This window comes from Snodgrassella sp. ESL0304 (genome assembly GCF_013344995.1).
GTDB classification, from domain to species: domain Bacteria; phylum Pseudomonadota; class Gammaproteobacteria; order Burkholderiales; family Neisseriaceae; genus Snodgrassella; species Snodgrassella alvi.
In genome coordinates, this window is the sequence record NZ_JAAEDR010000012.1 from 39,807 (window position 1) to 52,182 (window position 12,376).

10 protein-coding genes are annotated in these 12,376 nt (G+C 40.6%); 1 reads left to right on the plus strand and 9 read right to left on the minus strand.

What is annotated here, in order from left to right:
* Positions 1-297 precede the first annotated feature (297 nt).
* Positions 298-2,028 carry a cation:proton antiporter gene (locus GYX91_RS03795; RefSeq protein WP_174829993.1) on the plus strand — a complete coding sequence of 577 codons (1,731 nt, stop codon included), beginning with the start codon at positions 298-300 and terminating at the stop codon, positions 2,026-2,028.
* Between the two features lie 137 nt (positions 2,029-2,165).
* On the opposite strand, the gene GYX91_RS03800 is transcribed toward GYX91_RS03795, so the two are convergent.
* The 9 genes from GYX91_RS03800 to GYX91_RS03840 form a co-directional block, all read right to left on the minus strand.
* Positions 2,166-3,551, minus strand: coding sequence for an MFS transporter (locus GYX91_RS03800; RefSeq protein WP_202983728.1), 1,386 nt, complete (start codon positions 3,549-3,551; stop codon positions 2,166-2,168).
* Positions 3,552-3,646: 95 nt separating this feature from the next.
* Positions 3,647-4,537 (minus strand): heme o synthase, encoded by an 891-nt coding sequence (cyoE, locus tag GYX91_RS03805; protein WP_025330404.1) that lies wholly within the window; start codon positions 4,535-4,537, stop codon positions 3,647-3,649.
* Positions 4,538-4,546: 9 nt separating this feature from the next.
* Positions 4,547-4,879 (minus strand): cytochrome o ubiquinol oxidase subunit IV, encoded by a 333-nt coding sequence (cyoD, locus tag GYX91_RS03810; protein ID WP_025330405.1) that lies wholly within the window; start codon positions 4,877-4,879, stop codon positions 4,547-4,549.
* Positions 4,876-5,487: a cytochrome o ubiquinol oxidase subunit III gene (locus GYX91_RS03815; protein ID WP_025330406.1), complete on the minus strand. Its 612-nt coding sequence runs from the start codon at positions 5,485-5,487 to the stop codon at positions 4,876-4,878. Before GYX91_RS03815 ends, cyoD begins: the two co-directional genes overlap by 4 nt.
* Entirely contained in the window at positions 5,487-7,472 is a 1,986-nt protein-coding gene (gene cyoB, locus GYX91_RS03820; protein ID WP_084585578.1) for a cytochrome o ubiquinol oxidase subunit I, read from the minus strand. The genes GYX91_RS03815 and cyoB overlap by 1 nt, the downstream gene beginning before the upstream one ends.
* A gap of 19 nt (positions 7,473-7,491) precedes the next feature.
* Positions 7,492-8,382: a ubiquinol oxidase subunit II gene (gene cyoA, locus GYX91_RS03825; protein WP_025330408.1), complete on the minus strand. Its 891-nt coding sequence runs from the start codon at positions 8,380-8,382 to the stop codon at positions 7,492-7,494.
* A 1,019-nt stretch (positions 8,383-9,401) separates the two neighbouring features.
* Positions 9,402-10,409, minus strand: a complete 1,008-nt coding sequence (gene hemB / locus GYX91_RS03830; protein WP_078475310.1) for a porphobilinogen synthase — start codon at positions 10,407-10,409, stop codon at positions 9,402-9,404.
* Between the two features lie 359 nt (positions 10,410-10,768).
* Positions 10,769-11,371 (minus strand): LysE/ArgO family amino acid transporter, encoded by a 603-nt coding sequence (locus GYX91_RS03835; protein WP_174829994.1) that lies wholly within the window; start codon positions 11,369-11,371, stop codon positions 10,769-10,771.
* Between the two features lie 234 nt (positions 11,372-11,605).
* Entirely contained in the window at positions 11,606-12,361 is a 756-nt protein-coding gene (locus tag GYX91_RS03840; protein ID WP_078475308.1) for an endonuclease/exonuclease/phosphatase family protein, read from the minus strand.
* Positions 12,362-12,376: the final 15 nt, after the last annotated feature.

Consider the following 12,376-nt stretch of genomic DNA (forward strand, 5'->3'; position numbering starts at 1 on the left):
AATCAACGTACATTATTAAGTACAAACTGACATGAATTTAAATATTTTTAACTATGTCATAAAAATTGCCTGTAAATACGTTCAGCACTGTAAACCGAACCGAGTAATAAACCCGGCTTTTCTCACTGCCTGTATTAGTAACGTAATTAATAAATGGGGATACTTATACATAAGATATGAAAATTATCGATAAAATATGATAATTATAACCTAAAAGCGTATAAAAGCTTTTATTTGCTGATATTTTTCCGCTAGTATAGATTACTTACTATTATTTACTATTACCCTGAGAAAGCAATGCATCACTCATTTCCATTGGTTGAAACCATCGTAGGTGGTTTATTTTTCGCCTTTGTGCTCGGTTATATCGCACATAAGCTGCGTATGCCCCCGCTGGTCGGCTATCTGCTGGCCGGCATAATTGTCGGACCGTATACCAAAGGATTTACTGCAGATATGCATTTATCACAGCAGTTGGCCGAACTGGGCGTGATTTTGCTGATGTTTGGGGTGGGACTGCATTTTTCCATTCGCGATTTACTTGCGGTTAAGCGGGTAGCAATACCAGGCGCACTTATCCAGATTATTCTGGCTACTTTACTTGGCTGGCTGCTTGCTTATCTGGCTGGCTGGACAACAGGTGCCGGTATCGTCTTCGGATTGGCTCTATCTTGTGCTTCAACTGTTGTCTTAATAGCGGCTTTACAGCGCTGGCATTTGGGGGATTCTACACAGGGGCGAATTGCTACCGGCTGGCTGATTGTTGAAGATATTGCCATGGTGTTTGTGCTGGTGATGATTCCGGCTCTGGCACCGGTTTTATCAGGAGAGGGTGCTGTTTCCAGTGCAAATCTGCTTTATTTACTGGGCAAAACCGGAGCACAAATCATTGCATTTATACTGGTTATGCTTTTTCTTGGTCGCAGAATAATTCCATGGTCTTTACAGCGTGTAGTGAGCACAGGAAGTCCTGAGTTGTTTCGTCTGGCTGTCATTGCTATTGCTTTAGGCTGTGCCATACTGGCCAATTATTTCTTTGGTGTGTCGTTTGCTCTGGGTGCTTTTTTTGCCGGAGCCATCATCAGCGAAACCAGTATGAATCACACTGCTGAAGAAGCATCCGGCGGCTTACGTGATTTTTTTACCGTACTGTTTTTTGTTTCAGTGGGTATGCTGTTTGATCCTAGTATTATTGTCCGTAACCCACTATTACTCTTAGCCACTTTATTGGTGGTAGTAATAGGTAAAAGTGCGGGAGCATTTTTGATTGTGCGTGTATTCGGCTATCCGCCTCAAACTGCACTAACAATTGCTGTTGCGCTGGCTCAGATCGGTGAGTTTTCCTTCATGATTGCCAGTCTGGGCGCGGTATACAATATTTTGCCGCAATTAGCCAGTGATCTGATTCTGGGTAGTGCACTAATATCCATAATCTGTAACCCGTTTTTATTTGTCTGGCTGAACCGCTATCTGGAAAAACAGTCACAGCAAAAATCTTCTGCTACAACCATTGTGTCCGAGAGTAATCGATTATCGGATAAACCTCATGCAAAAGTAGCTGCACCAATTAAACCGGTTTCAATCTATTTTGTAGATGAAGATATGGCTATTGCTCCTGCGGTGAGCGATCATACGGTATTGGTGGGTGCAGGCCCGGTCGGACAAGAAATAATCAGACATTTGCACGCACGTAATGAAACAGTCTATGTACAGGAAAATCGTTTAGAAGTTGTTACCGAGTTGCGTGCACGTCAGATACCTGTGGCCTATGGGCATGCATTATCAGATGGGATGCTGGATGCTGTATTTGTCGCTCAGGCTAAAAATCTGATTATTACTATTCAGAATAAAACTGAAGTGATATCAATTATAAAGGCTGCTATCGCGCTTAATCCGCAACTGCACATAGTCACATTCAGCAGATATGAACAGGACAAACAATTGTTTATTCAGGCAGGGGCAACCAAAGTTGTTGACAGTCAGCTCGTACTGGCCAATGAAATTATGCAAGCATTCGGACAGGTCTGAAAACTGACATTGATTCCAATAGAAAAATATAATTTTTTTATTAGTTTTTTAAAAATAATCCAATATCCTGAGAATGATATTTTCTGAAACAGGCGTAAATCAATAATTATCTAATATTGGTTTGCGCCTGTTTTGGTTTAATTACTTATGGTATCGATGAATACTTCCAGTTGTTCACGGTTAGTAATTTTGCTGTCTATTTTGATATATATACTGTGTTCTTCAGGAATAATCAGTACCTGATGTACACCAGCCTGTTCAAGTAATTGTTGTCGGGCATTGTCAGGTAAAACACGACCCTGTTTCAGGATAATGCGCAGACTGGCCAAATAGGGTGGTTCGTGCATTGTCAGGCTCAGCAGAAGCCAGATAAAAGTTAATCCTGTGCCGAAGATAAAAACACTATGTGCACCGGTATGTGCAGCCAGCCAGCCTCCGATTGTTCCTCCGCAGGCTACGCCCAGAAATTGTCCGGTAGCATAGATGCCCATTGCAGTGCCTTTATAACCTGCCGGTGCTTCTTTACTGACCCATGAAGGCAAGAGTGCTTCCATCAGATTAAAAGCAATAAAGAATAATAAAACACCTGTGACAAGCGGCCAGAAAGAAATATTAGCCAGCCATAATACACTTTCAGCAATTAGCAGTCCGGCAACACACAAGATAAACACTTGCTTCATTTGCCGTTTGCTTTCAGCGTATATAATTGGTGGCAGAACAGTAATGAAAGCAATCAGCATCGTGTATAAATAAATCTGCCAATGTCTTGCTGCCGGAAAGCCTGCCTGTTCCAGTTGTATAGGCAGCGCGACAAAAGTCGACATAAGCAGAAAATGCATGCAGAAAATACCGATGTTCAGCTTAAACAGGGCAGGGTTGCGCAGTACAGTACCAAAACTGCCGCGTACAATGCCTGATTCACGGTTAAGTACATGAACAGTACTGTCGGGTACAAAAAACAATGTCAGGCCGATAGCAGCCAGTGCCAGTATCGCAATAACCCAGAATAATCCGTGTAAACCTATTGCATGTGTAATGATAGGGCCGCAGACCATGGCAATTGCAAAAGTGATACCAAAGCTAATACCAATAAAAGCCATGGCTTTGGTGCGGTTTTGTTCGCGCGTCAGGTCAGATAATAATGCCATTACAGCTGCTGCGATAGCACCACTGCCTTGTAATGCACGTCCCAGTATGACTCCCCAGATAGAGGATGTTAAGGCAGCAATAAAGCTGCCCAGAGTGAAAATCAGCAAGCCGCCTACGATTAAAGGTTTACGCCCGAAACGGTCAGACCACAAACCAAAAGGAATTTGCAATATAGCCTGCATCAGACCATAAATTCCGATTGCCATTCCGATCAGGCTTTCACTTGCTCCCTCTAATTTCATACCGTAAGTAGTCAGAACAGGAAGAACCATAAACATGCCCAGCATGCGTAGCGAAAAGACTGCCCCTAACCCCCAAGTTGCACGCCTTTCGGCAAGATTCATGTGTGTATCGGTGTTGTTCTTGGAATTCATGTTTAATACTGCTTAAAAGAAAAACCTGCCTATTGTAAAAGAAACAAAGGCAGGTTGGGTTGGTTTGCGTATTGTTATATATTTATGTCACGGTATCAGCCAGCAAAGCTTAATACAGTTTGTGAGGCCGGAGTCATAAAATCTACCGACATCATTATGCTTAAGGTAGTGATAGCAATAATCGAAAACACAAACAGTTTGCGTGCCCATATACGATCATTATTCTGTGCTTTATAGCCGGATAATGCCATACACAGCCACCACACGCTGACAGCAGCAGCAACGACCAGATATTTGTAGCCGGCGTAGCCGCCTATTGACAGCATCAATGTTGCAAACATAAAGGCAATAATATAAAACGTGATATGGTGTTTTGCTACAGCAATGCCTTTTACTACCGGTAAAACCGGAATATTAGCCGCCTGATAATCCTTAAAGCGGTAAATCGCGATTGCATAGGAATGCGGCATCTGCCAGAGACTGAAAATCGCCAGCAGAATAAGTGCACCAGCATCAAAATTATTGCTTACAGCGCAATAACCGATTACTGGAGGTGCGGCACCCGACAGACTGCCAATTAAAGTTCCGTAAACTGAATGCCGTTTCATATAGAGACTGTAAATCCCTACATAAACCACAAAGCCCATTACAGATAACCACATGGCTAAGGGATTTGCGCCAAAATAAAGCACAATAAATCCGGCAATACCCAGTATCGTGGCCAGTGCAAATGTTACACGGGCAGATGCTAAGCCCCGCACAAGCACACGATTCTTAGTACGCTCCATTTTCGGATCAATATCACGGTCAATCAGATTATTAAACGCACAGCCGGAGGCTACTACCAAAGACACGCCCAGCAGGGTAAGGATTAGCAGGTAGCCGTTTATGCTGCCTTTTGACGCCAGCAAAAACCCGCCGACAACCGAAATCAGGTTGCCGACGATAATACCTGGTTTTGTTACTTGCAGGTATGGCTTAATCATGAACTGCCTTTAACCTAACACCATGTTTGCGTTGAGGCTCCACATAATCCAGATGGAAAGACCTACCAGCAATACAATCACAATAGCAGTGAAGATAAATGAAATCAGATTCCAGCGTTCTTCAGGATTACTGCCCAGATGCAAAAAGCATACCAGCTGAACAATAAGCTGCAAAACGGCAGTAATGACAATCACAGCAAACAGAGTTTGTTTGTCAGCGGACTGATTCATTACCATCATAAATGGAATCAGAGTTAAAACTACAGACAGGATAAACCCGATAATGTAGTTTTTAGCACTGCCATGTTGTGGGATATGGTCTTGATGGTTTGACTGACTCATAACGCTACCCCCATCAGATATACAATTGAGAACACGCAAATCCACACGATGTCCAGAAAGTGCCAGAACAGGCTCAGGCAGTTGATGCGCATGCGGTTAACACTAGTAAGACCGCGTGAAGCTACCTGAATCATCATTACAGCCATCCAGATTAAACCGGCAGTAACGTGCAGACCGTGGGTGCCGACCAGAGCAAAAAAGCCAGAAAGATAACCACTGCGGTCAGGACCCATACCACTTGTAATCAGGTGATGAAATTCATACAGTTCCATCCCGATGAAGCATGCACCGAATACAAAAGTAATCACCAGCCATAATAAAACCTGACTCTGATTATTGCGATTCATTGCCAGCACGGCAAAGCCGTAAGTAATGGAACTCAATAAAAGAGCAAAAGTTTCTACCAGCACAAAAGGCAGCTCGAAAATGTCTTTGCCGCTTGGACCACCTGCTGTGCCCGGCAGGAGCACGATATAGGTGGCAAACAGACAGGAGAACAAAATCAAGTCACTCATCAGGTAAATCCAGAACCCGAATACCTTCAGTGAACCGTTGTCGTGGTGAGCGTGCTCATGCGCACTACCGTGAATCAAGGTTTCAGTTGACATTATTTCAGTCCTGCTTTAGTTAATTCATTAAAACGTTTGCTTTCAATGGCTTCGATTTCAGCAACCGGAACGTAGTAATCCACATCCGTGTCAAAGCTCTTGACAATAATGCTGATAATCATGCCGGCAAAGCCAACGATAGCCATCCACCAGATATGCCAGATCAGGGCAAAGCCGCAAATCATTGAGAACACTGCAATCACCAGACCGGCAGCAGTATTTTTCGGCATATGAATTTCTTCATATTTGGCTGGTTTCTTGTAAGCAATACCTTTTTCTTTCTCATCCCAGAATGCATCACGGCTTTCAACCTGTGGCTGCACAGCGAAATTATAGAAAGGTACAGGGGAAGAAGTAGACCATTCCAGAGTACGACCATCCCACGGATCACCCGTAACATCAAGGTTTTCCTTACGATGCAGGCAGGAAACTACAACTTGAATCACCATGCATACTACGCCCAGAGCGATAATGGCAGCACCACTGGCAGCAACGCACAACAAATTATGGTAAGCCGGATCAATGTGCTGACTCAGACGGCGGGTCATACCCATGAAGCCCAGTGCGTATAAAGGCATGAATGCTACAAAGAAGCCGATAAACCAGCACCAGAAAGCCCGTTTGCCCCATTTTTCATCCAGCTTAAAGCCGAATGCTTTCGGGAACCAGTAGTTAAATGCTGCAAACAATCCAAACACTACACCACCGATAATGGTGTTATGGAAGTGAGCGACTAAGAACAGACTGCCATGCAATACAAAATCCGCACCCGGCACAGCAAGCAGTACACCGGTCATACCACCTACAGAGAATGTAATGATAAAGCCTACAGTCCACAGCATCGGCACATGGAAGGAAATACGACCTTCATACATGGTAAACAGCCAGTTGAAGATTTTTACCCCGGTCGGGATAGAAATAATCATGGTTGCGATACCGAAGAATGCGTTGACATTGGCACCTGAACCCATGGTAAAGAAGTGGTGCAGCCATACGATAAAAGACAATATGGTGATACACACAGTTGCCCATACCATTGAAGTATAGCCAAACATGGTCTTGCGTGAGAATGTAGCTGTAACTTCTGAATACACACCAAAGATTGGCAGTATCAGAATATATACTTCCGGATGACCCCATGCCCAGATCAGGTTGATGTACATCATCATGTTACCGCCCAGTTCATTAGTAAAGAAGTGGGTGCCGAGGTAACGGTCTAATGTCAGCATGGCAACAGAGGCTGTCAGGATAGGGAAGGAAGTCAGAATCAGAATATTGCTACAGAAAGATGCCCAGCAGAAAATAGGCATTTTCATCATAGTCATGCCCGGTGCACGCATTTTCAGGATAGTAGCAATAAAGTTAACAGCACTAACCGTTGTCCCGATACCTGATATCTGCAAACTCCATATCCAGTAATCAACACCTACCCCCGGACTGAATTCCAGACCAGACAGCGGCGGATAGGACAACCAGCCGGTTTGTGCAAATTCACCGATTCCCAGTGATAAGTTAACCAGTACCACACTTACAGCAGTAAACCAGAAACCCAGATTATTCAGGAATGGGTAGGCCACATCGCGCGCACCCAGTTGCAGCGGGATGACAAAGTTCATCAGGCCGATTACAAAAGGCATGGCAACAAAGAAAATCATGATTACACCGTGAGCGGTGAAAATCTGATCGTAGTGATGTGGTGGCAAAAAGCCGTCACTGGTACCTGATGAGGCTAAAACCTGCTGACTACGCATCATCACTGCATCGGCAAAACCACGAACCAGCATCACAATAGCGACAATGATATACATGATACCGATGCGTTTGTGGTCAACTGTAGTAAACCATTCTTTCCACAGATAGCCCCATTTATGAAAATACGTAATTGCACCTACCAGCGCCAGACCAATGACGATGATAGCTGTAATCGTTACCATGACAATCGGTTCATGGAACGGTATCGCATCTAAAGATAATTTTCCGAACATTGTTTATTTCCTCGCAAGCTTACTCAGCACTGCTGGCTGCACTGGCCTGTAGAGCAGCAGGCATATTGTGATTGGCAAATTTAGCAATCACGTTGCCGTACAAACCCGGATTTGCGCTGGAGAAATATTCCACTTTATGGAATTGACTAGGCGCAGCCAGTTTGTTGAATGAAGCCATGTCATTAAGTGTATTGGGCGACTGTTTCACCTTATCCACCCACTGATTGAAGCTGGCTTCATCCGGTGTCGCAATGGCAGTAAATTTCATGCCAGAGAAACCGGCACCGCTGTAGCTGGATGAAATACCTTTGTATTCACCTGCTGTATCAGCAACCAGATGTAATTTGGTTTGCATACCAGCCATAGCATAAATCTGGCTACCCAGCTGCGGAATAAAGAATGAATTCATCACTGTATTGGAAGTGATTCTGAATTCCACCGGGGTATCTTTCGGAAAAGCAATTTCATTAACAGTGGCAATACCCTGTTCAGGATAAATAAACAGCCATTTCCAGTCTAATGAAATTACTTCGATTACCACCGGTTTTTTATCACTTTCCAGCGGACGATAGGGATCCAGAGAGTGAGTGGTTTTCCATGTGATTGTTCCCAGAATGAGAATAATCAGGATAGGAATACCCCAAACTACGGCTTCGAGTTTGTTGGAATGCGCCCATTTCGGTGAATATTTGGCATTACTACCCTCTCTGAATTTCAGAGAAAATAAAACTGCCATGATAATCACCGGAATTACGACTATCAACATCAAGCCTAAGGCTGTCAGTATCAGTGTGCGTTCTTCCTGACCTATATGGCCTTTAGGGTTTAGCAGAGCTGCATCACAGCCGCTTAAAAAAAGCGAACCGATCAGCATCGTCAATACTATCCCTGAGAGCTTACTTAATTTCATGTAACGACCTCAACATTACGGGAAACACGATTAACGTTTGTAAAAAACGGGTGCTACTATTTTAAGACAATGTAGCTGAACTGTATATTGCAGTATTCAACACATTATTAAAAAACATAGCGGAATAAATAAAAAATTTTTAAAATATTTTTATTATTTATAATATAAAACAAATATGTATATTAAAAAATTACTTTATATTTCTTTGTCGTGAAGATAAGAATACTGCTTTGATTTCCGATAAAATCCGTTTATTAACACATAAATGTCATCTTGAAAATTAGTTTAATATTTAAATTTATCATGAATAAACTTAAATTTTTATTAAATATAAAATACTGATTTATATAGATAAATATAGGGTGTATGTTTTAAGAAAAAAACAGCAAGCTTTTTTTCTGAAAAAAAAGAAGATAAATGTTAAGATTATAAAAAGGTTAATCTGTATCAATTTTGTGTGAATTATTTTAAAAAATAATTTTTTTAAAATAATTTCAACAATAATTAAAAGCCAGATCGTCTAATTGTTGTATTTAAAATTTTGTATTATATGGTTTTTTATGAACTCGTTTTGAAATAAACAAATATTCGGGTGTTGTAAAGGTATCGACTGAAATAAAATATTGATTGATTTCTTTTTGCAACATGGTTTAAATAATATAACTAAAGTAAACAATCTAATTCAAATTAGATAATTATTATCTTTATTGTTTTTATGCTTATTTTCCTTACTTGTTAACATTTGAGTAAATGTTTAGCAATTTTCATACCATTTTGCATATTTTCTGTATTGAATTCATATTTATTGTAATTTCTCAAAATAATCATTAAGTGTTTTAACTATCTGATTATCTATATTGTTAATGATATTTGTATGATGGTATAGAAGAATCAGTGATCAAATTCAAAATAAATCAGCATGCATTCAAATATAAATATATAAATGCATCAGTTTGCTTTCATACCGGCTGGGTTGTTTGCAAACTGATGCATTCCTGATGGCTATATATCTTTTTATTCTAGCTATTTTGTTGTAATTGCTGCGCTGCTTGCAAGGCAAAATAGGTCAGAATACCATCTGCACCGGCTCGTTTAAATGCAAGCAGGCTTTCTAAAATTACTTTATCAGCCTCGAGCCAGCCATTACTGATGGCTGCCTGCAGCATGGCGTACTCACCAGATACCTGATAGGCGTATGTAGGAACGCCAAATTCATCTTTAACCCGTCTGATTACATCCAGATAAGGCATACCCGGTTTAATCATTACCATATCTGCTCCTTCAGCTATATCAAGTGCTACTTCATGCAGTGCTTCATTGCTGTTAGCAGGATCCATCTGATAAGTATATTTATTACCTTTACCCAGATTACCGGCACTGCCTACCGCACTGCGAAACGGACCGTAAAAAGCTGAAGCATATTTGGCAGCATAAGACATAATCCGGGTATGAATAAAACTATTTTCTTCCAATGCTTCGCGGATAGCTCCGATACGTCCATCCATCATATCGCTTGGAGAAAGAATATCCGCACCGGCTGCTGCATGTGAAAGTGATTGTTTGATAAGCGCTTCTATCGTTTCATCATTTTTAATATAACCATTTTCATCCGGCAGGCCATCCTGTCCGTGGGTTGTATAAGGATCGAGAGCCTGATCTGCCATTACACCCAGCTCAGGAAAACGGGATTTCAGAGCACGGATAGCACGCTGAATGATACCGTTTTCATCCCATGCCGCCCGTCCGTCAGCGGTTTTGCTATCAGGATTGGGAACACCAAATAAATCCAGAACCGGTACGCCCAGTTTTAAAGCCTGTTCCGCAACTTTTAATAATTCATCAATAGATAAACGTTCTACTCCGGGCATGCTGTCAACAGGCATACGCCCAGTTTGTTCATGCACAAATACCGGCAAAATAAAATCATTGGCTGTCAGTATGGTTTCACGCATCATTCGCCGTGAAAAATCATCACGTCGCATACGCCGCATACGTGTATTGGGCATAATTCGAGGAGGAAAGTTCATAATAGTAATCCTGATTTTTAATAATTACAGCCACCTATAAGCTGGCTAAAATCACGTTCTGTAAAGCTTAGTGAAATTTGGATTGTTATTCTAAACCCTTTCAGGCAGGACTTCTAATGACATAATTCTGTACTGATTATTAATAAAAACTATTAAATTTTGGTTTGTAATTAAAAGTGTATTTATAAGATGTAATTAGGAAAAAGCATAATTGCTTTTAAAATTCCTTCTGTTTAGTATTTAATTAAAATTGATAAGCAGTAAATATTTGAAACAAAGTCTAAATGAGTTAGTTGATAGAATAATTTTTTATTGCTGAAAGAAAGCTGATTTTTCAATGAAATTAGCGTTCAATATAACTATTTAGTGAAAATCAAGCTAAAACTTATACTCCACATAATAATCCCTATAACTAAGTCTAATATCTTCCATGAAAGATTTTGATTAAATAAAGGAGATAAAAATTTGGCACCATAGCCCAATGAAAAAAAGAATATCCATGATGAAAGCATAACACCAAGTGTAAATAAATAAAGATTATCTTTAAATGATAACGATATTGAACCAACTAAAATCACTGTATCTAGGTACACATGCGGATTTAACCATGTAAAAGCCAGACAAACACCAATAACTTTCATTAAGGAACTTTTATCAATCAGGCTGGGTTTCAGTGCTGAATTTTGATTCAATGCAGAATAAAAACTTCTTATGCCATACATAAATAAAAAAGTAGCACCAAAATATTTGGCATAAATAATAATTTCCGGATAGCGGTTAAGGACTTTAGAAAATCCGGTTACCCCTAAATAAATCAGAATAGTATCTGATACTGAGCAGATCAGGCATACCCAGAAAACATATTGCTGCTTTAAACCTTGTTTTAAAATAAATGCATTTTGGGCACCAATAGCTATAATTAATGAAAAGCCAAGGCCTAGTCCTGATAGCAAAGCAAACATTGAGTTTAACCTATTAAACTATTGAAATGTAAAATAATCAACGCAATTTCTATTACTTGTTATATTAAAGTATATTTATATAAAAAGTTTATTTTATTAATAATTTTGCAGGAAGCTTTATTAATTCAATAATACCGATGGTTTTTAAAATTATATGGAAAATGTCTGGATAAAAATGGCTTTGATGAAATCCAGTTTAGGAATCATGATTTAGATTCATTTGAAAACAGGTTATTAAGTTTTACTCAGAGGGCTGACAACTGCGTACAAAGGCAGATGGTCGGAGAGTTTTTGCCATGGCAGACCTGTTAATGGTTTTGCTTCATGTATTTCCAGATGGCGGGTAAAGATTCTGTCGAGACTTAAAATAGGCAGGCGGGCGGGAAAAGTTTTCGGTGCATGGCGATAAGCATAAAATGCATCATGCAAATTTAATTTTAAACCTAAAGTATCGTGGGAACGCTGGCGCCAGTCGTTGAAATCGCCGGCTAAAATTAATGGATTGGCCGGATCTATTTCACTTTGGATATAGTCATAAATAGTCTGATACTGTTTTATTCGGTCTGGTTCACGTAAGTTTAAATGGGCACATAGGCATACCAAAGGTCGTGTCCAGTGCGGGGGCTGTATTTCACAATGTAACAGTCCTCGTTGTTCAACACTGTTTACACTTATATCCAGATTATGACAGGTTACAATTGGCAGCTGACTTAAAATAGCATTACCATGATCGCGGTATTTATAACGGGCATTACGTCCGTAACTGACGTTATAGGCTAACTGTTCGCCGAGTACCTGGTAATGGGGTTTTTTGGGAAAATCCGGCATATTTTCTGCCCGTTTACTATTGATTCCTTGTACTTCCTGCAAAAACAATATGTCTGGTGCCAGCTGATGCAGTGCTGCCGCCATTTGAGGAAGCTGTACTTTTTTATTAAGTGCTGACATGCCTTTATGTATGTTATAGGAGGCAATAGTGATTTTATTCATGAAAATGGCCGGTGA

What these genes read in the sequence shown, in the direction of transcription:
- hemB (WP_078475310.1), bottom strand. Translation starts at nt 10,409, where the DNA reads ATGAACTTTCCTCCTCGAATTATGCCCAATACACGTATGCGGCGTATG.
- cyoE (WP_025330404.1), bottom strand. Translation starts at nt 4,537, where the DNA reads ATGATTAAGCCATACCTGCAAGTAACAAAACCAGGTATTATCGTCGGC.
- GYX91_RS03795 (WP_174829993.1), top strand. Translation starts at nt 298, where the DNA reads ATGCATCACTCATTTCCATTGGTTGAAACCATCGTAGGTGGTTTATTT.
- GYX91_RS03835 (WP_174829994.1), bottom strand. Translation starts at nt 11,371, where the DNA reads ATGTTTGCTTTGCTATCAGGACTAGGCCTTGGCTTTTCATTAATTATA.
- GYX91_RS03815 (WP_025330406.1), bottom strand. Translation starts at nt 5,487, where the DNA reads ATGTCAACTGAAACCTTGATTCACGGTAGTGCGCATGAGCACGCTCAC.
- cyoA (WP_025330408.1), bottom strand. Translation starts at nt 8,382, where the DNA reads ATGAAATTAAGTAAGCTCTCAGGGATAGTATTGACGATGCTGATCGGT.
- GYX91_RS03800 (WP_202983728.1), bottom strand. Translation starts at nt 3,551, where the DNA reads ATGAATTCCAAGAACAACACCGATACACACATGAATCTTGCCGAAAGG.
- cyoD (WP_025330405.1), bottom strand. Translation starts at nt 4,879, where the DNA reads ATGAGTCAGTCAAACCATCAAGACCATATCCCACAACATGGCAGTGCT.
- GYX91_RS03840 (WP_078475308.1), bottom strand. Translation starts at nt 12,361, where the DNA reads ATGAATAAAATCACTATTGCCTCCTATAACATACATAAAGGCATGTCA.
- cyoB (WP_084585578.1), bottom strand. Translation starts at nt 7,472, where the DNA reads ATGTTCGGAAAATTATCTTTAGATGCGATACCGTTCCATGAACCGATT.